The sequence below is a fragment of the Desertihabitans brevis genome, from assembly GCF_003327535.1.
GTDB lineage: Bacteria > Actinomycetota > Actinomycetes > Propionibacteriales > Propionibacteriaceae > Desertihabitans > Desertihabitans brevis.
The window spans coordinates 205,957-227,942 of record NZ_QOUI01000003.1 but is presented as its reverse complement, the minus strand read 5'-3'; the positions used below and the strand labels follow the sequence as shown (position 1 = coordinate 227,942).

The following is a 21,986-nucleotide window of genomic DNA, read 5'->3' as shown; positions in this document are numbered from 1 at the left end:
TCGCGGCGGGTGGCGCACTCGCGGCCCCGTCGGACGGGTTCCGCGACGGCTCTGGTTGGGGCCCGGGGACTCGGTCCGTGCCGGTCACCTGGTCCAACCGGCGGGTCCGGCAGATCATTCCCGCCCGCGGACCACGGCCCGGGCCGACCCACTAGCATCCTCAGCAGCCGGCCACCGGGGGCTGCGCAGGTCCCGGGAGGCGGCTCGCACCGACGTCCCCGTCCCAGGAGCACCGATGTCCCACGCCTGGTCCGCACGCTTCGTCACTCCCGCCACCGAGCTCGACGGGGCCCCGCTGCTCCGCGGCGACGTCCGGCTCGACCCCGGGCACGGAGCGGTGGCCTCGGCGACGCTGCGGTGGTCCGCGCTCGGGGTGGTCGAGGCCTGGCTGGGCGGTCGTCCGGTCGCCGCCGACGTCCTCACCCCCGGGTGGTCGGCCTACGAGTGGCGGCTGCGCTACGCCGAGCACGACGTCACCGCCCTGCTCGCCGACGGCACCGACACGGTGCTCGCGGTCGCGCTGGGTGACGGCTGGTGGCGCGGACGGCTGGGCTGGGCCCCCCGGTGCGCGCCCTACGGCGAGCAGCTGGCGGCGATCGCCGAGCTGACCGTGTGCTTCGCCGACGGGCACGTGCAGGTGATCGGCACCGACGAGAGCTGGCGGGCCGCGGCCGGGCCGACGACGTCGGACTCGCTCTACGACGGGCAGAGCATCGACGCGCGCCGGTACGACCCGAGGTGGGCCCAGCCCGGCTTCGACGACAGCGGCTGGCAGGCGGTGCGGGTGGTCGGGCACGACCTGGCCCGGCTCGAGCCGTACGTCGGCCCGCCGGTGCGTCGGATCACCGAGCTGTCGCCGGAGCGGGTCTGGACCAGCCCGTCGGGACGGGTGCTCGTCGACTTCGGGCAGAACCTGGTCGGCTGGGTGCGGGTCCGGGTGCAGGGTGAGGCCGGCAGCACGGTCACCCTGCGCCACGCCGAGGTGCTGGAGCACGAGGAGCTCGGCACCCGCCCACTGCGCTCCGCGCAGGCGACGGACCGCTTCACCCTCTCCGGCGGGGCGGACGTCTTCGAGCCCACCTTCACCTTCCACGGCTTCCGCTACGTCGAGGTGGACGGCTGGCCGGGCGGCGTGGACGCGATCGGAGCGGACGCGCTGACCGCGGTGGTGGTCAGCTCCGACCTGCGCCGGATCGGGTACTTCGACTGCTCCGAGCCGCTGCTCTCGCGGTTGCACGAGAACGTGGTGTGGGGGATGCGCGGCAACTTCCTCGACGTCCCCACCGACTGCCCGCAGCGCGACGAGCGCCTGGGCTGGACCGGTGACATCGCCGCCTTCGCCCCCACGGCCGTCCGGCTGTTCGACGCCGAGGACTTCCTGCGCGACTGGCTGCGCGACCTCGACCTCGAGCAGCGCCACCAGGACGGGCTGGTGCCCTACGTGGTGCCCGACCTGATCCGGCGGATGCCGAACCCGCCCGACTTCGTGCCGGTGGACAGCACCGCGGTGTGGAGCGACGCGGCGGTGTGGGTGCCGATGGCGGTGTGGCGGGCCTACGGCGACCCGACGGTGCTGGCCGAGAGCTTCGAGTCGATGGCCGCCCACGTCCGGCGGGTGCGCTCGCGGCTGTCCGACGACGGCCTGTGGGACAGCGGGTTCCAGTTCGGGGACTGGCTCGACCCCGACGCCGACCCCCACCACCCCGCCGACGCGAAGGCCGACCGGTACGTGGTGGCCACCGCCTGCATCGCCCGCAGCGCCCGGATGGTGGCCGAGGCGGCCACCGCGCTGGGACGCACCGAGGAGGTGGCCGAGTTCGCCACCCTGGCCGAGGAGCTGCGGACCGCGTTCAACCGGGCCTACGTGCGCGACGGCAGGGTGAAGAGCGACTGCACCACGGTGTACTCGCTGGCCCTGGTGTTCGACCTGCTCGACCCGGCCGACCGCGAACGCGCCGGGAAGCGGCTGGCCGAGCTGGTCGCCGAGAGCGGCTACCACATCTCGACGGGATTCGCCGGGACGCCGTTCATCGCCGACGCGCTCAGCAGCACCGGTCACCTCGAGGAGGCCTACCGGCTGCTGCTGCAGACCGAGTGCCCGTCGTGGCTCTACCCGGTGACGATGGGGGCGACGACGATCTGGGAGCGCTGGGACTCGATGCTGCCCGACGGCTCGATCAACCCCGGGGAGATGACGAGCTTCAACCACTACGCCCTCGGTGCGGTGGCCGACTGGGTGCACCGCGTGGTCGGCGGCCTGGCCGCGCTCGAACCGGGCTACCGGCGCCTGCTGGTGGCGCCGCGTCCCGGTGGCGGGCTGACCTGGGCCGAGACCTCGCTGGAGACCCCGCACGGGCTGGCCCGGGTGCGCTGGGACGTCGCCGACGGCCAGCTCGACGTCCGGGTCACCGTGCCGGAGGGGACGTCCGCGCTGGTCCGGCTGCCCGGCGCGGAGGAGCAGGAGCTCGAGCCCGGCGAGCACACCCTCACCGCCACCGCCCCCTGACCCCACCACCGCCCCCGGCCCACGCCCGCCCCCGCCCAGCCCGCGAGTGTGGCGGAATCGTCGGTTCCCCGGGGTCCGGACCGACGGTTCGGCCACACTCGCGGGGGTGGGGCGGTGTGGACGGGCGGCCCTCCCGGCCCCTCCCGGCCCGCGACTGTGGCCAGATCGTCGGTTCCCTGCGGTTCGACCGACGGTTCGGCCACACTCGCGGAGGGGAGGGGAGGGTTGGTCGGCTGGGCGTGGGTGGCAGGGTGGGGGCATGCTCGTCGCGTTCAGCATCAGCCCAGCCGCCGGGGACGACACCGGCGGGGTCTCCGAGGCCGTCGCGGAGGCGGTCCGCATCGTCCGGGCGTCCGGTCTGCCCAACGAGACCAACGCCATGTTCACCAACATCGAGGGCGAGTGGGACGAGGTGATGGCGGTGGTCAAGCAGTGCGTGGACGCCCTGGCCGCGCGCTCGCCGCGGGTCAGCCTCGTGCTCAAGGCCGACATCCGTCCCGGCCACACCGGGCAGCTCACCGCCAAGGTGCAGCGGGTGGAGGACCTGCTCTGAGACCCCTCCGGGGCCGGGTTCAGAGCACGACGAGGATGCCGACCGGGCTGGCGACCAGCACCGCGGCCAGCGCGTAGACCGCGACCGACAACGCCCGGTGCTCCCGGTCGTCCGAGAGCCGTCGCACCCGTTCCACCAGACCCGGACCGGCGGCGCCGAGGGCCTCGGTCGGCACCGGGCTGCCGGCCATCCGCACCAGCGCCCGGGCCACCGGCACCGAGCCGACCTCGCGCCGGGCGGCGTCGTCGGCCAGCATCTCCACCAGCAGCCGGCCCTCGTCCAGGGCGACGTCGCTGCGGACCACGTGCGGGAAGGCGCGGTGCACCGAGGCGAACCAGTCGAGGACCACGTCGTGCCGGGCCCGCAGGTGCGCCCGCTCGTGCGCGAGCACCGCCTCCAGCTCGTCGCCGTGCAGCTGCTCCAGGGTGCCGGTGCTCACCACCAGCCGGGACTGGCGCACGCCGGGCAGGCAGTAGGCCATCGGCATCGCCTCGGCGAGCACCCGGACGCGGTCGGCCGCGATCCCGCGGACGGTCGGCGCGGCGGCGTCCACCCGGGCGAGCAGGTCGACCGAGCGGCGGTGCCGGATCCGGCGGGTGGTGCTCTGCCGGGTCACCACGACCACCCCCCAGACCAGCCGCACCACCACGTTGAGCGCGAAGGCGGCGGCGGCCACCATCAGCACCGCCACCACCGGGTGGCCCTCACCGAGGTGCCACAGCTGCCAGGCCGCGACCCCGCCGGCGCCGACCGTGGCGATCAGGGCGCTCAGCGTGCCGGCCTGCCAGAGCACGGTCGCCGGCCGCGGCACCAGGTGCAGGAAGCGCCACCGGCGCACCCAGGACGGGCCGGGCTTCACCAGCACCAGCGCCAGCCCGGCCAGCACCGGCGCGACCAGCCAGCCGCTGGGCAGCCAGGGGAGGTCGAGCAGGGGGCCGCCCACGCCGGGTCAGTCCTGTCGGGAGCTGTGGCGTTCCTCGACCTGGCCGAGGGCGTCACGCAGCAGGGCCATCTCGTCGGGGGAGACCCGGTTGACGAAGGCCATCAGCGCCGCGCTGCGGTCGACCTCCTGCTCGACGAGAGCGGAGTGCATCACCTCGGCCACCATCGCCTCGCGGGTGCTCGTCGGCCGGTACATCCAGGCCCGTCCGACCCGCTCGCGGCTGACGACGTCCTTCTTGGCCAGGCGGTCGAGCACCGTCATCACGGTGGTGTAGGCGAGCTCGCGCTCGCTGCCGAGCGCCTGGTGCACCTCGCGCACGCTGAGCGGGGAGTCGGCAGCCCACAGCTGCTCCATCACCGCCCGCTCGAGCTCACCCAGGGTCGCCACGCCGTCGATAGTACTACGACGCCGTGTAGGACGTGCTCCGTCCGTGCCCGTTCCCCGACCCCGGCCGGCCCTTTCCCGCTGGCCGTGTGAGCATCACGACATGTCGTAGTACGACGATGCGTAGTAGATTGAGGTCCATGGAAGCCGTCGACCTCGCGCGGTGGCAGTTCGCGATCACCACCGTCTACCACTTCTTCTTCGTCCCGCTGACGATCGGCCTGTCCGCGCTGGTCGCGGTGATGCAGACCGTCTGGGTGCGCACCGGGAACGAGCGGTGGCTGCGGCTCACCCGCTTCTTCGGCAAGCTCTTCCTCATCAACTTCATCCTCGGTGTGGTCACCGGGATCGTGCAGGAGTTCCAGTTCGGCCTGAACTGGTCGGAGTACTCCCGCTTCGTCGGCGACATCTTCGGCGCGCCGCTCGCGCTGGAGGGTCTGGTCGCCTTCTTCCTGGAGTCGACCTTCCTCGGGCTGTGGATCTTCGGCTGGGACCGGCTGCCGCGCCGGCTGCACCTGATGACCATCTGGCTCGCCTCGACCGGCACGGTGTTCAGCGCCTACTTCATCCTCGCCGCCAACTCGTTCATGCAGAACCCGGTCGGGTTCACGGTCAACGCCGAGCGCGGTCGGGCCGAGCTGACCGACATCGGTGCGGTGCTGACCAACCCGGTGGTGCTGGTCACCTTCCCCCACCAGATCTTCGCCTGCTTCATGGTGGCCGGCGCCTTCGTCGCCGCCGTGGCCGGCTGGCACCTGCTGCGGTCGTCCCGCCGGGCGGCCGAGGGTGTGGAGGAGGACGAGGTCCGCACCTGGCGCTCGGCCATGCGGCTCGGCGCGGTGGTGCTGCTCGTCGCCGGGCTGGGCGTGCTGATCTCGGGCGACCTGCAGGCCAAGGTGATGTACGACGTCCAGCCGATGAAGATGGCCGCGGCCGAGGCGGCCTACGAGACCGAGCAGCCGGCGAGCTTCTCCGTCATCACCATCGGCTCCCTCGACGGCGAGCGCGAGCTGTTCTCGATCAAGGTGCCGTACCTGCTGAGCTTCCTCGCCACCGGCGACCCGACCGCCGAGGTGGAGGGCATCCGCGACCTGCAGGAGGCCTACGAGGCGACCTGGGGGCCGGGCAGCTACGCGCCCAACATCCCGCTGGCCTACTGGACGTTCCGGCTGATGATCGGGCTCGGGGTGGCGGCGATGGGGGTCGGCGCGGCGATGCTCTGGCTGACCCGGCGCGGCCGCGTCCCGCAGGGGTGGTGGACGACGCCGGCGCTGGTGGTGCTCCCGCTGCTGCCGCTGCTGGCCAACTCCTTCGGCTGGATCTTCACCGAGACCGGGCGGCAGCCCTGGCTGGTGTTCGGGCTGATGCCGACCGCCGCCGGCGTCTCGCCCTCGACCACGGTGCTCGAGGTGGTCGTCTCGCTGGTCGCCTTCACCGCCGTGTACACCGTGCTCGCGGTGGTCGAGGTGCGGCTGATGCTGACCTGGATCCGCAAGGGCCTCGACGACGCCCCGCCGCCCAAGGTGCTCGAGGACGACGAGCCCCTCACCTTCGCCTACTGACCTGACCCGAGGAGGAGATGATCATGGACCTGCGGGTGCTGTGGTTCGGCCTGGTGGCCGTGCTGTGGACGGGCTACCTGGTGCTCGAGGGCTTCGACTTCGGCGTCGGGATGCTGCTGCCGGCCGCCCGCGACCGCGCCGAGCGCCGCGTCATGATCAACACGGTCGGCCCGGTGTTCGACGCCAACGAGGTCTGGCTGATCACCGCGGTCGGCGCCACCTTCGCCGCCTTCCCCGACTGGTACGCCACGCTCTTCTCCGGCTTCTACCTGCCGATGCTGCTGGTGCTGCTGGCCCTGATCGTGCGCAACGTGGGCTTCGAGTTCCGGCACAAGCGCGACGACCTCACCTGGCAGCGACGCTGGGAGTGGGCGATCGTCCTCGGCTCGGCCGTGCCCGCGGCGCTGTGGGGGCTGGTGCTGTCCAGCCTGGTCGGCGGCGTCCCGGTCAACGCGGAGGGTGAGGTGGTCGGCAGCGTGCTGACCCCGTACGGGCTGCTCGGCGCGCTGCTCACCACCAGCCTCTTCCTCACCCACGGCGCGCTGTTCGTCGGGCTCAAGACGGTGGGTGACATCCGCGTCCGTGCCCGCCGCTGGGCGCTGGCGAGCGGGCTGCTGACGGTGGCCGTCGCCGCCGTCTTCCTGGCCTGGACGGTGCTCGGGCAGGCCACCAGCCCGTGGCCGGCGGTGCCGGCGTTGCTCGTCCTGGTCGGGCTCGTCGGGGGTCTGGTCGCCGCCCGGGACGGCCGGGAGGGCTGGGCGTTCGCCGGGACGGCCCTGGCCACCGCCGCGCTGGTGGCGACCCTGTTCGTCACGCTCTTCCCGCGGGTGATGGTCTCCTCGCTCGACCCCGCCTGGAGCCTGACCGTAAGCGGCTCCTCCTCCACCGACTACACGCTCGGCATCATGACGGTCGCCGCGATCGTGGTGACGCCGGTGGTGATCGGCTACCAGTGCTGGACCTACTGGGTCTTCCGCAAGCGGCTCGGCACCCACCACATGCCGGACGCCCAGCTGGTCGCCGCCGGGAGGCGTTGATGGCCTCCCGGGCACCGGTCGACCCCCGTCTGCTGCGCCGCAGCCGCGCCACCCGCGGGGCCGTCGCGCTGCTGGTCGTCCTCGGCACCGCGCAGGCCGTGGCCACCGTGGCCGGGGCGTGGCTGCTGGCCGGTCTGGTCGCCGGGCTGGTCGCCGGCGACCCGGCCGATCCCCGGGCCACGCTCGGGCTGGCGGGCGTCCTGGCGTCCCGCGGGTTGCTGGCGGCCGCCCAGCAGTGGGCTGCACACCGGGCGTCCGCGGCGGCGAAGACCCAGCTGCGGGAGGAGCTGCTGGCCGCGCGGCTGGCCCGTCCGGGTGAGCTCGGGGACGGTTCGGAGACCTCCGGCGGCGCGCTGGTCGGGCTGGTGACCCGCGGGGTGGAGGCGCTGGACGCCTGGTTCTCGGGCTACCTGCCGCAGCTGGTGCTCGCCGTGGTGGTGCCGGTGGTGGTCGGGGTGGCGATCGGGCTGGCCGACCTCACCTCGCTGGTGGTGGTCGTGGTGACGCTGCCGCTGATCCCGTTGTTCATGGTGCTGGTGGGTCTGGTCACCCGCGACCGGCTGGACGCCCGCTGGCGTGCCCGGTCGCGGCTGGCGCACCACTTCGCCGACCTGGTCGCCGGGCTGGGCACCCTGCAGGTGTTCGGCCGGGCCCGCAACCAGGTGGCCGGGCTGCGCCGGGTCGAGCAGCGCCACGAGCAGGCGACCCTGCAGACGCTGCGGGTGGCCTTCCTCTCCGCGCTGGTGCTGGAGCTGCTGGCGACCCTCTCGGTGGCGCTGGTGGCGGTGGGCATCGGCCTGCGCCTGGTCGACGGCGAGCTGAGCCTGTTCACCGGGCTGCTGGTGCTCGTGCTCGCCCCGGAGGTGTACGCGCCACTGCGCCAGGTGGGCGCCCGCTACCACGACGCCGCCGACGGGATGGCTGCCGCCGAGCAGGCCTTCGCCCTCCTCGACGAGGCGCCGGCCGCTACCGGGGAGCCTTCTGCACCGAGTTCGGTGCACCACCCTCCCCGCGACGACGACGACCGGCGGGTGGCACCGGTGGAGCTGCGCGACGTGACCGTGCGGCGGGGTGGCGTGCCGGTGGTGAGGGGGTTGTCGCTCACCCTGGGGCGCGGTGAGGTGGTGGCGCTCAGCGGGCCGAGCGGGTCGGGCAAGTCGACGCTGCTGACGGCACTGCTGGGGCACCTGCGGCCGACCTCCGGTGCCGTGCTCGTCGACGGGGTGCCGCTGGAGCAGGTGGACGCCGCGTCCTGGCGGCGTCGGGTGGCCTGGGTGGGGCAGGTGCCGGATCTCTGGCCGTCCACCGTCGGTGACAACGTCGCGCTCGGGGCCCGGGGTGCTCCGCTGACCCGGGTCCGGGCCGCGCTCGACCGGGCCGGCGCTCCCGACATCGGGCTCGACCGCAGGGTCGCCGCTGACGGCTCCGGGCTGTCGGCCGGCGAGCAGCGCCGGATCGCGCTGGCCCGCGCCCTGCTCGCCCTCGACTGCGGGGGTGCCGAGCTGCTGCTCCTCGACGAGCCCACCGCCGGCCTGGACGCCGACACCGAGGCCACGGTCATCTCCGAGCTGCGTCGCCTCGGCGTCACCGTCCTCGTCGTCTCCCACCGCCCCGCCGTGCTCGCCGCCGCCGACCGCGTCGTCGAGCTCCCCCGTCCGCTCCGCGAGTCCGCCGACCCGGTCGCTTCCTCGGGCTCCGACAGGCTCAGCCCGCTGGGGTCGGGTGAGGCGGTCGGGCCGCAGGTGGCTGTGCTCGACGAGTTCCCTCCGCCCCTCCGCGCGAGAGGCGCAGACACGCAGCGTGACGGCGGTGGCGCCCCGCCGAGCGCGGCGGCTGCGGCCGCTCACGACCACCAATCGACGGCGACCGCTGAAGGTGGGGGCTGGCGGACGGGGTCGGGGCGTGGCGGGCGGGACCCCGTCCCCCAGCCCCCACCGTCACCCACCCGGCCGACGACGGTTGCCACGATCACGGCCGCAGCCGCCGCGCTCGGCACCGGCGCCGCCGCCGTGGCGCTGATGGCCACCTCCGCGTGGCTCATCGCCCGCGCCGCCGAGCAGCCGCCGGTGCTGCACCTGCTGGTGGCCGTCACCGCGGTCCGCTTCTTCGGGCTCAGCCGCGGGGTGCTGCGCTACCTCGACCGGCTCGCCGCGCACCGGCTGGGGCTGCGCCACCAGGCCCGTGCCCGGCTGGACAGCTACGCCGCGCTCGCCGACCAGCCGATGGTCGGACGCCGGCTGGGCGACCTGGTGGCCCGGCTGGTGCTCGACACCGAGGCCGCCCAGGACCGGGTGGTCCGGGTCCGGATGCCGGTGCTGACCGCGTTCGGCGTCGGGGCCCTCGCGGTGACCGGGTTCGCCCTCCTGGTGCCGGCGGCCGCGGTCGTGCTCGCCGGCTACCTGCTGCTGGCCGGCCTCGTGGTCCCGCGGCTCGCCGGGCACGTCTCCGCCCGCCTGGACGCCCGGATCGCCCCGCTCGGCGGTGAGCTGGCCGAGGCGGTCTTGCGGCTGCACCGGCACACCGTCCTGCTGCACCTCACCGGCCAGGAGGCCCGCGGGCTCGAGCCGGCACGGGCCGCGGCCGCCCGGCTGCGGGAGGCCGAGCAGCGTGCGGCGACCGCCCGCGGGCTGGGCCAGCTCGGGGCGTGGCTGGCGCTGGCCGTCACGGTGGTGGCCCTGCTCGGGGTCGGTGGGACGGCCGTCGCCGCCGGCCAGCTGTCCGGGCCCGCGCTGGCGGTGCTCGCGCTCACCCCGCTGGCCCTGCACGAGCTGCTGCTGCCGCTGGTGGACGCCGAGCAGGCGCGCCGGCGCACCGCCGCCGCCCTCGCGCGTCTCGACGGCCTGCAGCGCCCCGTCCCCTTCCCCGTTCGAGGTGATACCGCGTCCGCTAGGCAGCGCGATTACCTCAAACCGGCAGGAGAGCGCGCGGCCGTCCGCACGGTTCGAGGTGATACCGGAGCTCCCGGCGTGCGCGATGACCTCGAACCGGCGGAGGAGTGGGCGGGGGAGCCGGGGGTCGTGCTGGACGGGCTGGTCGTCGGGCGGACGTCCGACCTCACCGAGCCGGTGTCGTTGCGGGTGCGCCCGGGCCGCCGGGTGGTGCTGGTGGGCCCGAGCGGGGTCGGCAAGTCGACCCTGCTGGCGACCCTGCTCGGCCAGCTCGCCCCACGGGCGGGCACGGTCGCGGTGGGCGGTCCGGTCGGCTGCCTCACCCAGGACGCCCACCTCTTCGACACCACGGTGGCGGAGAACCTCCGGCTGGGACGTCCCGACGCCACCGACGCCGAGCTCCTCGAGGCGCTGCGCCGCGTCCGGCTCGACCTCCCGCTGGAGCGCCACGTCGGCGAGCACGGCACCCGGCTGTCCGGTGGTGAGGCGCGGCGGGTCGCGCTGGCCCGCGTGCTGCTGGCTGCCCCGGCCACCGTGGTGCTGGACGAGCCGACCGAGCACCTGGACGCCGAGACCGCGCGGGCCCTGCTCCGCGACGTCGACACCCTCTTCGCCGGCGCGCCGGTGCTGGTCGTCAGCCACCAGCCCGAGCTGCTGCGGCAGGAGTGGAGCGATGTCGAGGTGGTGCACCTCTCCGCCCGGGCCGGGCGCGCCCCCTCCGACCCGCTCCCCGACCCCGTCCGGACCCCGTGAAAGACGAGCAGCGCACTGCAGTTGGCAGGGCTTTCGTACGGATGATGCCGGGCCCGGGGCGATCAGAGGCGCGAACGGGGCGCTGGGAATCAGCGGCTGCCTGGCGTCAGGCGTGGTGAGCTGGCTCGTGTGCGCGGTGTCCTTCGGGTTCGAGCTCGAAGGTGCAGTGGTCGATGTCGAAGTCCGCGCCCAGGCACTCACCCAGGCGGTCCAGCACGATGCCGGTCTGGCCGCCGGCGATGCAGTCGTCGTCGACGATGACGTGGGCGGACAGGACCGGGACGCCGCTGGTGATGGTCCAGGCGTGGAGGTCGTGCACGTCGACCACTCCGGGGATCTCGCGGATGTGGCGGCGGACCTCGGCGAGGTCGACCCCGCGGGGGTGGCCTCGAGCAGGACGTCGACGACCTCGCGCAGCAGCCCCCAGGCCCGGGGGGATGAGGAGGACGAAGATGGCCAGGGAGGCCAGGTTCGCCAGCGCACCGAACACGGCCACGGCCAGCATCAGGCTGGAGGAGATTTCCACCGGCTCGTTCCACCGGTCGATGGCGCTGATCAGCACCCACACCGCGATCGCCACCAGCAGCAGCCCGTTGGCGAAGGCTGCGAGGATCTCCACCCGCCGCAACCCGAAGGTCCGCGCTGCGGTGGCCGGCCGGGCGGCGAGCCCGGTGGCGATCAGAGCGATCACCAGACCGGTGGAGTCGGCGAGCACGTGCCCGGCATCGGCGACCAGCGACAGCGACCCCGACACCAACCCGCCTACGATCTGGGCGATGAGCACCGAGGTGGTGATCGCTACCGCGATCACCAGCCGGCGCCGGTGCTCACCGGTGGCGGTGCTGGGGGCGTGGCTGTGGGAGTGCCCGCTCACTGCTGGTCTCGCTGCCCGACGCCGGAGGTGGGGCAGAGGGCGACCGCGTCCCCGGTGGCGGCCAGCAGCCGCTCAGCGGCCGCCAGCACCCCCATCAGCTCGGCGGGGACGGCGAGGGAGTACATCGAGGCCCGCCCGACGGTACGCGAGCTCACCAGGCCGCAGTCGCGCAGGCAGGCCAGGTGGGCCGAGGAGGTGCTCTGGCCCAGACCAAGGTGAGCGGTGAGGTCGACCACCCGGTGCTCGCCCAGGGCGAGGTGGCGCAGGATGGTCAACCGGGCCGGGTCGGCCAGGGACTGGAACTGGCACACCGCCGCCATCGGCGCGGCCTCAGAGATCCGCTCCGCCTCGTGAACGGCCCCCGTAGGAGCGCCGCCAATCCGATTGATCGCCAGGATGGTGGTCAGAACGTAGCGGTCCACCAGCCCAGTCCGGTCAGCAAATCTAGACGTGTACGAGAGGCCTGCTTAGTGTTAGCGGCCGGTCACCCAGCACGACCAGACGGACGGTCGCGCTGCTGCACGCGCTGGGCGACACGGAACTCCCGTGGTGACGTCCCGACGACGCGCCGGAAAGCGGTACTGAAGGCACTCTCGGACTGGTACCCGATGGCCGCTGCGATGGCCGTCAGGGAGGCGTCCGTGCGCAATGCGGCACGCGCTAGCTGCATCCGCCACTCGATCAGGTAGTCCCGGGGCGGTCTTCCCACTCTCCTGCGGAAGGTGGCGGCGAAGGCCGACCTCGACATCATCGCGGTCCCGGCGAGCTCCTCGAGCGTCCAGCGACGGGCGGGATCGGCGTGAACGGCTCGCAACGCCGCCCCGATGCCGTCGTCGGTGACTGAGGCGAGCCAGCCCAGTGGCTCGGGGGAGGAACCGGCGTGCGACCGCAGCATGTGCACCAAGAGGATCTGGGCCAGGTGCTCGAGGACGAGCGATCGGCCGACCCGCTGTGTCTCCATCTCGTTGACCAGCAGCGTCGCGATGTTCCACAGCAGTTTCCCGTCGGGCTCGTGCGCCTTGACGAGGACAGCTGGGGGGATCGGCGCGAACAGGATCGACGCCTCGGAGTCCTGGAACTCGAAGTCGACGCTGCACGTGTACGTGACGGAGCCCAGCGAGAGCGCGCTCGCATCCGCCTCCTCGGGGAGCAGCTCGTCCGCGCCGTGGCCCCGGGCCAACTCGATCGAGCTCCCGAGGCCGTAGGGAGGTGGGTTGCCGAGGAGGTAGAAGTCGCCCGTGCGCAGGAGCAGGGGTTCTAGACCGTCGACGCACAGCCAGCACCCGCCCTCCACCACGACACCGAGCTTGATGTGCGGGAAGGGGGAGAACCGGGCCCTCCACGGTGACGTCGCGTGCAGCGGGACCGGAGCGACGGCGCGGGGGCGGGCCAGCGCAAGGGCATCGCGGAAGGGGTCGTGCGCCTCGAGGGCGACGACGTCGTTGGTGGACGATCGGTAAGCACTGCTGGACGGCACGTTATGGACTGTACGCCGAACCACGGGGACGATGGTGATTGGCGCCTGCAGGGGATCGAGAAGGTGCTGCGCGGGAACGACGGGAGGAGTGGAGGACGAATGCAGTACCGGTTTCTCGGAAGATCGGGGTTGCGGGTGTCGGAGCTGTCGCTGGGGACGGGCAACTTCGGCACGGGCTGGGGGCACGGGGCGCACGCCGCGGAGGCTCGGGCGATGTACGACACCTACAGGGAAGCGGGCGGGAACTTCATCGACACCGCCTCCAACTACCAGTCCGGGGAGGCGGAGGAGCACCTCTCCGACATCATCTCCTCCGACCGCGATGACATCGTCCTGGCGACGAAGTACACCATGGGGTCCTCAGCAGGCAGCGGCCTGCAGGTCACCGGGAACAGCCGTAGAGCCATGGTCCAGTCCCTTGAGCAGAGCCTGCGTCGACTGCATACGGACCGCGTGGACGTGCTCTGGGCCCATGTGGCCGACGGGTCCACACCGATGGAGGAGGTGGTGCGGGCCTTTGATGACCTGACCCGCGCCGGCAAGATCCTGTATGCCGGTCTCTGCAACTTTCCTGCCTGGCGTGTGGCCACGGGCGTCACGCTGGCTAGACAGCAGGGCTGGGCCCCTCCGGTGGCCATCCAGGTCGAGTACAGCCTCGTCGAGCGCAGCGCCGACCGGGAACTGGTGCCGATGGCGGAGGCGTTCGGCCTGGGTGTCCTCGGGTTTTCCCCCCTCGGTGGTGGCCTGCTGACCGGCAAGTACCGGCGGGGCGCCACAGGCCGCGCGCAGAGCTCGATCAGACGGTTCCTCCATACGGAGGAGGACCCCGCCAAGTCCGAGGTCCTGGATGCCGTGGAGAGTATCGCCACGGACCTCGACACGACTCCTGAGCAAGTGGCGATCAGTTGGTCGATGTCGAAGGGGGTCATTCCCGTAGTTGGACCGAGGAACGTGGACCACCTCAGATCCTACCTGGCGGCCACCGAGCTCGAGGTCCCGGCGCGTCAGCTGAGGCGGCTCGACGAGATCAGCGCGCCCCGACTGGGATACCCCCACGAGTTGTGGTCCGAGCACGACCGGGTCCAACAGTTGCGACTGGCCCAGCCCTGAGGATCACCCGGCGCGAGAAGCACCCACCAGCACTCAACGAGAACTGCATCGAGAGGACGATATGAAGGCCACGATCGGAAACCGGGTCATCGCCACCGCTGACGCCGAGGACCTCGTCATGATCGAGGGGAACTGGTACTTCCCTCCGAGCTCCGTCAGATGGTCGGAGCTGGCGCCGAGCGCCACTCCGTACACGTGCCCTTGGAAGGGACCGGCCAGTTACTACTCCCTCGTCGACGGCCCGGAGGACGTCGCCTGGGCCTATGTCACCCCTGGCGCAACTGCCGTCGAGCGTGTCGGCAAGGACTTCGCCGGGTTCGTCGCCTTCGATCGTGCCGTCGTCATCAGCGAGTGAGTGCCTGGTCGCGGGAGGACGCCGCCCTCGCGATGTACCTCCTTCCGTGAACTGTCGTGAGAGGGCGCGACGGCGTGCTCATCGTCTGTGCCGCGCTCGAGAGTGCTCGACGGTACCGGGCCGGGTGCCTGTCCGCCGCAACATCCGCCCATGATCGAGCTGATCAATGACGCGTACGCTTCACCTGCCCACCGGTGCGAGAGGGGCGTGCGGTCCTGCACGACGTGGGCCTGCGACGCCGAGCCGACTGGATCCGGTCGCGATCCGGCGCGCGCTTGCGTCCGTCGACATCGATGGACTCTCCGAATTGGGCACCTTAAAAGAACAGCCAGTTCGAGCGCAGCGTCGAGGTGGCCGCGCACACCTGCCGCGGAATGAACGACTGGGTCCGGCCATGGACTCTCACGTATTCTTCATCGCTAGTTCATCTACCCAGCGCGACGCCGCCTCACGCCCGTCGTAGATCGACTCGTTGAACGCAATCGCGGCGTCAGGTGCGTGCAGCCGTATGAGATTGACGATGCGTTCGAACGTCTCAGTCGGGACCACACCGACTCGGACGCCCTGGCCGATCATGACGCACCGCCATCGGCGCGCGCTGAGACGTCGAGTCAGCTCGATGTCGAGATCGTCGTCCGGCCCGAACAGCCACAGTTCCACCGTCCCCGGTGGGAAACGGTCCACGGCGCGCTCGACCACATCCATGAGGCGACTGGCGTCCCGGTAACCTGGGAATCGGTAAGGGTCGATTCCAACCCACAGAACGATCGGCTCGCTCTTCTCCTGATCCACACCGGCGAGTTTAGTGGCGACGCGGGCGTGGGTTGCTTGTACCGACTGGTGCTGCGAGCTTTTTGCGCCGACACCAGTCCCTGCGCGGGATCCGGGGCCCCGGACCGCTACGGTGAACACCGATGAGCCCACTGAACACCGACACGGCACGGGCTCTGCCGTGCGACGTCGTGCCCTCCGGGGACGACCCGGCTCCGGCCGGGTCGTCGCGTCGCGTGTCGGCATCTCCGAGGAAAAGGATCACCAGATGAGCAAGAAGAACATCGTCGCCGCCGTCGCGCAGACCACCGGCACGACCCAGTCCGAGGCCGACAAGGCCGTCTCCGCCGTGCTGGACGCCATCGCCGGCGAGCTGGCCAAGGGCGAGAAGGTCTCGCTGCCCGGTTTCGGCACCTTCGAGGTGCGCGAGCGCGCCGCCCGCACCGGCCGCAACCCGCAGACCGGCGAGGAGATCCAGATCGCCGCGTCGAAGGTCCCCGCCTTCAAGGCCGGCACCCAGCTGAAGAAGCAGGTCGGCTGACCCAGCCGTCTCCTCGCCGGGGGCCCGCCCGCGGAGGTCGACACCTCCTCGGGGACGGGCCCTCGTCGGCGTCCGGAGGTGTTTCGCCGTCGTCGGCCCCGGGAAACCCACCACCGAGGCCCGGCCCCGACCCCCGAGGAGCACCATGAGCACGACCGTCGCCGACTTCGTCCTCCAGCGGCTGCGGGAGTGGGACGTCGAGCACGTCTTCGGCTACGCCGGGGACGGCATCAACGGGCTGCTGGGCGCCTGGCAGAAGGCCGGGAACCAGCCGCAGTTCGTCCAGACCCGGCACGAGGAGATGGCCGCGTTCGCCGCCTGCGGCTACGCCAAGCTGAGCGGCCGGGTGGGGGTCTGCACGGCCACCAGCGGCCCGGGCGCGATCCACCTGCTCAACGGCCTCTACGACGCCAAGATGGACCACGTCCCGGTGGTGGCGGTCGTCGGGCAGACCGAGCGCTCGGCGATGGGCGGGTCCTACCAGCAGGAGGTCGACCTGCTGACCCTGTTCAAGGACGTCGCGAGCCAGTTCTGCCAGATGGTGACGGTGCCCGAGCAGCTGCCCAACGTGCTCGACCGGGCGATGCGGATCGCCGCCAGCGAGCGCACCGTGACCGCGGTGATCATCCCCTCCGACGTGCAGGAGCTGGACTACAGCCCGCCCACCCACGCCTTCAAGATGGTCCCCTCCAGCCTCGACCAGACGTGGGCCGCGCCGGTGCCGGCCGCCGACGACGTGGCTCGGGCCGCGGAGGTGCTCAACGCCGGGGAGAAGGTCGCCGTGCTCATCGGCCAGGGCGCCCGCGGTGCGGTGGCCGAGGTCACCGAGCTCGCCGACGTGCTCGGGGCCGGCGTGGCCAAGGCCCTGCTCGGCAAGGACGTCCTCTCCGACGAGCTGCCCTGGGTGACCGGCTCGATCGGGCTGCTCGGCACCCGTCCGTCCTACGAGCTGATGATGGAGTGCGACACCCTGCTGGTGGTCGGCTCGAGCTTCCCCTACACCCAGTTCCTGCCGCCGTTCTCCGACGGCGAGCCGAAGGTGCGGGCGGTGCAGATCGACGTCGACCCCACCATGATCGGGCTGCGCTACCCCTTCGAGGTCAACCTCGTCGGCGACGCCTCGCTCGCCCTGCAGCGGCTGCTGCCGCTGCTGCACCGCAAGGAGGACCGCCGCTGGCGGGAGAAGATCGAGGCCGACGTCGAGCGCTGGGACGGGGTGCTGCAGACCCGCGCCTCCGTCGACGCCGACCCGGTCAACCCCGAACGGGTGTTCGCCGAGCTGTCCCCGCGGCTGCCCGACGACGCGATCGTCACCGCCGACTCCGGCTCGGGCACCAACTGGTACGCCCGGCACGTGAAGCTGCGCGGCCGGATGCGCGGCACCCTGTCCGGGACGCTGGCGACCATGGGGTGCGCGGTGCCCTACGCCCTCGGTGCCAAGTACGCCCACCCCGACCGTCCGGTGTACGCCCTGGTCGGCGACGGCGCGATGCAGATGAACGGCAACGGCGAGCTCATCACCATCGCGCACTACTGGCAGGAGTGGGCCGACCCGCGGCTGGTGGTGCTCGTGCTGCGCAACGACGACCTCAACCAGGTGACCTGGGAGCTGCGCGCGATGGGCGGCTCGCCGCAGTTCCTGCCGTCGCAGCACCTGCCGGCCTTCCCCTACGCCGGCTACGCCCGCAGCCTCGGCCTGCACGGCATCGAGGTGACCGAGCCCGACCAGCTCGGGCCGGCCTGGGACGAGGCCATCGCGGCCCGACGTCCCTGTGTGGTCGAGGTGCACGCCGACCCGGCCGTGCCGCCGATCCCGCCGCACGCCAGCTGGGACCAGATGGTCAGCACGGCACGGTCGGTCCTCGCGGGTGACAGCGACCGGGTGGGCATGGTCAAGCAGGGCGTGAAGAGCAAGCTCGCCGAGGTCTTCCCCGGCCGCGGCGACTGATCCCGGAGCCCCCGCGAAGAGCTCAGCGGCGGGCGACGTCCGGCGCCGGATCGGTGGCCGGGGTGCCGAGCAGGTCCTCGGTGCCCTTCTCGAACAGCGCCGGGCCGATCCGGGCGCTGCTCCGCGCGAACAGGACGGCCACCGCGAGGATCCACACCCCGATGCCCACGTACACCGGCACCGACACCCCGCTGGCCGGCAGCAGCGCCGCCGCCAGCACCGCCGCGCCGACCTGGGTGGTGTTGAAGATCATGTCGTAGACGACGAACACCCGGCCCTTGTACGCCTCGTCGACGTGGGCCTGGACGAGGGTGTCGACACCGATCTTCAGCGACTGGGCGGCCACCCCGAGCAGGAAGCCGGCCACCACCAGGGTGGGCTGGGTGATGATGCTGCCGGGCACCACCTGCAGGACGCCGGCGGCCACCAGCACGGTGACGATCCAGCGGCGCAGCCCGATCCGGGCCACGAAGAACGGGGTGACCGCGCCGGAGAGCACGAAGCCGACCGCGGTGGCCCCCGCCCACAGCCCGAAGGCGGCGGTGGCGGCGTCCACGTCGGCGACGTCGTAGAAGGTGTTGCGGTAGACGAGGATGGCGGCCACCATCACCATCCCGTAGCCGATCCGCTGCAGGGCGATGGTCAGCAGCCCGAGCGCGGCCGGACGCCGGTGCACGGTGTGGCGGACCGCGTCGGCCAGCCCGGTGACCACGCCGACCACCTCCGCGCGCACCGAGGTGCGCCGTGCGGCCAGCTGGCGGGCGGCGTCGGGGCCGAGCGCACCGCGGGGGATCCGCAGCGCCAGCACGACGGTGAGGGCGAACCCGGCGGCGCACACCACGAAGATCAGCGCGTCGGCGGCCTGGGTGCCCTGCCACGGCCCCACCAGCGTGCGGATCGCGAACGCCGCGCCGCCGCCGATGACGACCCCGGCCGGCCCGACCGTCGGCATCACCGAGCTGGCGAGCAGGTACTCGTCCTCGTCGACGGTGTGCGCCAGCGCCGCCGACATCCCCGCCAGCGCGAACCGGTTGAGGCTCATGGTCAGCAGTGCGGCGAGGTAGAACAGCCCGAGCGTCAGCGCGGTCCCGGTGCCGACCACCACCAGCGCGGCCATCCCGAGGGACAGCCCGATCCGGATGACGTCGGTGACGATGACGGCCTGCCGGCGGTTCCAGCGGTCGAGCACTCCGCTGACGAAGGGGCCGACGACGGAGAACGGCAGGAACATGATGGCCATCACGGCCACGATGTCGGCGCCGGTGGTCTGGAATCGCGGGTCGAGCAGCAGGTAGGCCGCCATCCCCACCTGGACCATGCCGTCGGTGGCCTGCACGGCGATCCGGACGGCGACCAGCCGCCGGAAGAGCTGGTGGCGCCAGAGCCGGCGCAGTGCCTTGACGAACTCCACGGACCCCACCACTCGTCGCACCCGTACGGGCTGCCGAACCGCCCGTCCTCCGGGTGCGGAGCCGGTCAGGCGGGCGGGGACCCGGTCCGGATCCGCGTCGATGCTACGTGACCCGCACCCCGGTCCCACCCGTTCGCGGTCGGGTGGGGCATCGGAGCGGGACGGGGGTCAGTCGCCGGGCCAGGTGCCGGTGATCCGCTTGAACCCCACCGCTCCGGCCCGGTCGACCAGCGTCTTGACCACCGCGAAGACCATCCCCTGCAGCGCCGAGGCCAGCAGGATGTGCTTCAGCGAGTACTCCGACTGCAGCGCGGTCGGCGGGTCGTCCTCGTCGGCGATGCGCTTCCAGATCTGCCTGAACACCAGACCCGACAGCGCACCGGCGGCCAGGCCGCTGGCGAGGCCGACCGGGCGGTAGGCCATCTTGGCGAGGGCCGGCATGGTGTCTCCTCTCGTCGGTCGTTCTCCTCCCACTCTCCCATCCGGCTGGCGGCCGAACCGACCGGCCCTGCCAGGATGGGGTCATGGAGGACACCGACCGTTGTGTGCAGTGGCTCCGTGAGCTCGCCGACGTCCTCCCCGAGGACACGACCGGACTGCGACGTCCCGAGCTGCTGCAGCTGCTGCAGGACCTGACCGGCACCTTCGTCGAGCTGCCGGAGGAGGGGCGACGCCGGGTCAGCCGGGCGATGACGGTGCCGGTGGGCTCGGCGCTCAAGGTGCTGGCCACGCACGTCCTCGAGCAGGCGCTGGACGAGCAGCGTCCCGAGCTGCTGCGGACGGCGGTCCGCGCCCACGTGGTGGAGGGGTTCCAGATCGAGGCCGAGGACAGCGTGCGGCACCTGGCGATGCTGGCCGAGGCCTGCCGCCGGCTGGACGTCGACCTCGACGAGCTGGTGCAGGAGGTGCTGCCGGTGGCCGGGGACGAGGCGCGCGAGGGCCTGACCGAGTTCACCCGGCGTCCCCGCGCCGACCGGCTGCTCACCGGTTTCGGGCTGCGGCTGGAGCAGGGTGAGGACGGCTGGCGGTTCCGGGCGCTGCGTCCGGGCCGGCAGGGCTGACGTTCAGCCGCGACCGAGCAACCAGTCGACGCCGCGGACCAGCAGCTCACGGTGCGCGGGGGAGTCGTAGGAGCGCGTGTCGTGGCCCAGCCCGCTGTAGAGCACCCGGGCCGGTCCGGCCGTGCGGGCCCACACCACAGGGTGCTGCTCCTCGTCGTGCTCGTGCTCGCACAGCACGGTGACGTCGGGCCCGGTCTCCAGCCAGCTGTAGCGCTCGTCGACGAGCTCGGTCGGGCCCAGGCCGGCGGCGACGGGGTGGTCGACGTCGACCGGCTCGACCCGGGCCGGCCCGATCGGCGGGTGCATGGTGCGGCCGCGGACCCAGCGTCCACCGAGCAGCGAGGCGTAGGTCGGGGAGGTGGGCAGCGCGGTGGTCGCCGAGTGCACGCCGAGCAGCGCACCGCCGCGCTCCAGGTGCTGCTGCAGCGAGGTCTCGATGGCCGCGACCACCTCCGGGCCGGGCCGCTCGGGGAGGTCGGGCAGGTCGGGGTCGGGGCCCTCGGTGTTGCCGATGTTGAGCACCAGCAGGTCGACCGCCGGCAGCCCGGTCAGCGCGTCCTCGACGTCGTCGCGGACCGTCACCTCCAGACCGCAGCCGGTGAGCACCTGGCGCAACCGCTCCGAGGTCTGCTCGAAGGGGTGCCAGGGGTCGGCCCAGCGGCCGCTGCCGCTGACGACGAGGGCGGTGGACATGGTCATCTCCTCGGGTTCGGGGCGGCGGTGGAGTCGCGGGGCACCAGGACGCTGCTCACGGTGCGGCGCCGGGGTCGGCCGGTGTGCGGGCGGAGCACCAGGTCCAGCGCCTTGCGCCCCATCTCGGTCAGCGGGAAGCGGACCGTGGTCAGGCCGGGGGAGAGCTGGGCGGCGATCCGGATGTCGTCGAAGCCGGTGACGGAGAGGTCATCGGGGACGCGCAGGCCGCGGCGGCGCAGGACGTCCAGGGCCCCGGTCGCCATCTGGTCGCTGAGGGTGACCAGGGCGGTGGTCCCGGGGTGGGCGTCCAGCGCGGTCGCGGTGGCGGCGGTGGCGCCGTCGGCGCTGAACTCGCACGGCTCCAGGTGCCAGGTGACGTCCGGGTCGGCGTCGAGCACCGAGGCCAGCCCGGCGATCCGGTCCTGCACGGTGGTCAACCCACCCAGCCCGCCGAGCACCACGATCCGGCGGTGGCCGAGCTCGACCAGGTGCCGGGCGATGGTGGCACCGGCGCCGACGTTGTCGGGCAGCACCGCGTCGGCCTTCAGCCCCCGGCGTCCGATCACCGCGACCTGGCCGCCGCGGGCCACGAACCCCTGCAGCACCTGGGCGGTCGGCTGCTCCAGCGCCGGGTCGAGGTGGCCCGATCCCGCCAGCACGATGGCCCGGACGTGGTGGGCCACCAGGGTGCGCACCTGCTTCAGCTCGCGCTCGGGGTCGCGGCCGGCGTGGCAGACCTGCACCAGCAGGCCGTGCTCCTCGGCGGCGTCCACCATGGCGGCGGCGATCTCGGTGAAGTAGGGGTCGACGATCTCGTGCACCACCAGGCCCAGCACCGAGGTCGGGCCGCCCGCGAGCGTCCGGGCGTGCACGTTGGCCACGTAGCCCATCTCGGCCGCGGTGCGGCGGACCCGTTCGGCCATCTCCCGGCTCACCCCGGGTTTGCCGCTGAGCGCGCGGGACACCGTCGCGCCGGAGACGCCGAGCGCCCGGGCGACGTCCTCGAGCCGGGTGGTCGCCGCGACGACCTCCGGTCGACCCGCAGCGGGTCGGACGTCGCTCGACATGACCCTCCTCCGTGGTGGCGCCTGCCCTCGGTGGGCCGGCTCCTCGGTGCGA

At 72.8% G+C, this 21,986-nt stretch carries 20 protein-coding genes and 1 pseudogene; 11 read left to right on the top strand and 10 right to left on the bottom strand.

All coding sequences use genetic code 11. The annotated features are described in order from the left end of the window. Positions 1-235: 235 nt before the first annotated feature. Together DT076_RS06570 and DT076_RS06565 are read left to right on the top strand one after the other, a co-directional pair. The gene (locus DT076_RS06570; protein ID WP_114125855.1) at positions 236-2,506 is read left to right on the top strand and encodes a family 78 glycoside hydrolase catalytic domain; all 2,271 of its coding nucleotides are present in this window, start codon (positions 236-238) and stop codon (positions 2,504-2,506) included. Between the two features lie 259 nt (positions 2,507-2,765). Further along, positions 2,766-3,059, top strand: coding sequence for a thiamine-binding protein (locus DT076_RS06565; RefSeq protein WP_114125854.1), 294 nt, complete (start codon positions 2,766-2,768; stop codon positions 3,057-3,059). Positions 3,060-3,078: 19 nt separating this feature from the next. On the opposite strand, the gene DT076_RS06560 is transcribed toward DT076_RS06565, so the two are convergent. Together DT076_RS06560 and DT076_RS06555 are read right to left on the bottom strand one after the other, a co-directional pair. Continuing rightward, the gene (locus tag DT076_RS06560) at positions 3,079-4,002 is read right to left on the bottom strand and encodes a M56 family metallopeptidase (protein ID WP_114125853.1); all 924 of its coding nucleotides are present in this window, start codon (positions 4,000-4,002) and stop codon (positions 3,079-3,081) included. A gap of 6 nt (positions 4,003-4,008) precedes the next feature. Continuing rightward, on the bottom strand, positions 4,009-4,389 hold the full coding sequence (locus DT076_RS06555) for a BlaI/MecI/CopY family transcriptional regulator (protein ID WP_114125852.1): 381 nt from the start codon (positions 4,387-4,389) through the stop codon (positions 4,009-4,011). Between the two features lie 137 nt (positions 4,390-4,526). Between DT076_RS06555 and DT076_RS06550 the strand changes: the two genes are divergently transcribed. The 4 genes and pseudogenes from DT076_RS06550 (at position 4,527) to cydC (ending at position 10,626) form a co-directional block, all read left to right on the top strand. Beyond that, the gene (locus DT076_RS06550) at positions 4,527-5,948 is read left to right on the top strand and encodes a cytochrome ubiquinol oxidase subunit I (protein ID WP_114125851.1); all 1,422 of its coding nucleotides are present in this window, start codon (positions 4,527-4,529) and stop codon (positions 5,946-5,948) included. 23 nt (positions 5,949-5,971) lie between these two features. Continuing rightward, the gene (gene cydB, locus DT076_RS06545; protein WP_114126022.1) at positions 5,972-6,985 is read left to right on the top strand and encodes a cytochrome d ubiquinol oxidase subunit II; all 1,014 of its coding nucleotides are present in this window, start codon (positions 5,972-5,974) and stop codon (positions 6,983-6,985) included. Further along, positions 6,985-8,634 (top strand): annotated as a pseudogene (gene cydD, locus DT076_RS19870) (thiol reductant ABC exporter subunit CydD); the annotation flags it as partial. The gene cydB and the pseudogene cydD, both read left to right, overlap by 1 nt. A gap of 93 nt (positions 8,635-8,727) precedes the next feature. Then, on the top strand, positions 8,728-10,626 hold the full coding sequence (gene cydC, locus DT076_RS19865; protein ID WP_267896810.1) for a thiol reductant ABC exporter subunit CydC: 1,899 nt from the start codon (positions 8,728-8,730) through the stop codon (positions 10,624-10,626). 106 nt (positions 10,627-10,732) lie between these two features. Here the strand turns inward: cydC and DT076_RS06535 are convergent, their stop codons facing one another. The 3 genes from DT076_RS06535 to DT076_RS06525 form a co-directional block, all read right to left on the bottom strand. Continuing rightward, a complete protein-coding gene (locus DT076_RS06535) occupies positions 10,733-11,500 on the bottom strand; it encodes a cation diffusion facilitator family transporter (RefSeq protein ID WP_114125849.1) in 768 nt (255 codons plus the stop codon). Continuing rightward, complete coding sequence (locus DT076_RS06530; protein ID WP_114126021.1) at positions 11,497-11,820, bottom strand: ArsR/SmtB family transcription factor; 324 nt, start codon at positions 11,818-11,820, stop codon at positions 11,497-11,499. The genes DT076_RS06535 and DT076_RS06530 overlap by 4 nt, the downstream gene beginning before the upstream one ends. A gap of 164 nt (positions 11,821-11,984) precedes the next feature. Next, positions 11,985-12,977 carry an AraC family transcriptional regulator gene (locus DT076_RS06525; RefSeq protein ID WP_114125848.1) on the bottom strand — a complete coding sequence of 331 codons (993 nt, stop codon included), beginning with the start codon at positions 12,975-12,977 and terminating at the stop codon, positions 11,985-11,987. Between the two features lie 3 nt (positions 12,978-12,980). Here DT076_RS06525 and DT076_RS06520 point away from each other — a divergent pair, with 3 nt between their 5' ends. Both DT076_RS06520 and DT076_RS06515 read left to right on the top strand, forming a co-directional pair. Then, a complete protein-coding gene (locus DT076_RS06520; protein ID WP_325048357.1) occupies positions 12,981-14,087 on the top strand; it encodes an aldo/keto reductase in 1,107 nt (368 codons plus the stop codon). A gap of 61 nt (positions 14,088-14,148) precedes the next feature. After that, entirely contained in the window at positions 14,149-14,442 is a 294-nt protein-coding gene (locus DT076_RS06515; RefSeq protein ID WP_114125846.1) for a DUF427 domain-containing protein, read from the top strand. 402 nt (positions 14,443-14,844) lie between these two features. Here DT076_RS06515 and DT076_RS06510 read toward each other — a convergent pair whose 3' ends face one another. Continuing rightward, on the bottom strand, positions 14,845-15,234 hold the full coding sequence (locus DT076_RS06510; protein WP_147264078.1) for a hypothetical protein: 390 nt from the start codon (positions 15,232-15,234) through the stop codon (positions 14,845-14,847). A gap of 247 nt (positions 15,235-15,481) precedes the next feature. Between DT076_RS06510 and DT076_RS06505 the strand changes: the two genes are divergently transcribed. Together DT076_RS06505 and DT076_RS06500 are read left to right on the top strand one after the other, a co-directional pair. Continuing rightward, positions 15,482-15,754 carry an HU family DNA-binding protein gene (locus DT076_RS06505; protein WP_114125844.1) on the top strand — a complete coding sequence of 91 codons (273 nt, stop codon included), beginning with the start codon at positions 15,482-15,484 and terminating at the stop codon, positions 15,752-15,754. A 145-nt stretch (positions 15,755-15,899) separates the two neighbouring features. Continuing rightward, a complete protein-coding gene (locus DT076_RS06500; protein WP_114125843.1) occupies positions 15,900-17,702 on the top strand; it encodes a thiamine pyrophosphate-requiring protein in 1,803 nt (600 codons plus the stop codon). Between the two features lie 22 nt (positions 17,703-17,724). On the opposite strand, the gene DT076_RS06495 is transcribed toward DT076_RS06500, so the two are convergent. Both DT076_RS06495 and DT076_RS06490 read right to left on the bottom strand, forming a co-directional pair. Next, a complete protein-coding gene (locus DT076_RS06495; protein ID WP_147264077.1) occupies positions 17,725-19,113 on the bottom strand; it encodes an MFS transporter in 1,389 nt (462 codons plus the stop codon). A 168-nt stretch (positions 19,114-19,281) separates the two neighbouring features. Further along, positions 19,282-19,554, bottom strand: coding sequence for a DUF4235 domain-containing protein (locus DT076_RS06490; RefSeq protein WP_114125841.1), 273 nt, complete (start codon positions 19,552-19,554; stop codon positions 19,282-19,284). Positions 19,555-19,637: 83 nt separating this feature from the next. Between DT076_RS06490 and DT076_RS06485 the strand changes: the two genes are divergently transcribed. Beyond that, positions 19,638-20,174 (top strand): hypothetical protein, encoded by a 537-nt coding sequence (locus DT076_RS06485; protein WP_114125840.1) that lies wholly within the window; start codon positions 19,638-19,640, stop codon positions 20,172-20,174. Positions 20,175-20,177: 3 nt separating this feature from the next. Here the strand turns inward: DT076_RS06485 and DT076_RS06480 are convergent, their stop codons facing one another. Both DT076_RS06480 and DT076_RS06475 read right to left on the bottom strand, forming a co-directional pair. Continuing rightward, complete coding sequence (locus DT076_RS06480; protein ID WP_158548060.1) at positions 20,178-20,867, bottom strand: ThuA domain-containing protein; 690 nt, start codon at positions 20,865-20,867, stop codon at positions 20,178-20,180. Between the two features lie 2 nt (positions 20,868-20,869). Beyond that, positions 20,870-21,934, bottom strand: coding sequence for a LacI family DNA-binding transcriptional regulator (locus DT076_RS06475; RefSeq protein WP_114125838.1), 1,065 nt, complete (start codon positions 21,932-21,934; stop codon positions 20,870-20,872). Between the last annotated feature and the right edge of the window lie 52 nt (positions 21,935-21,986).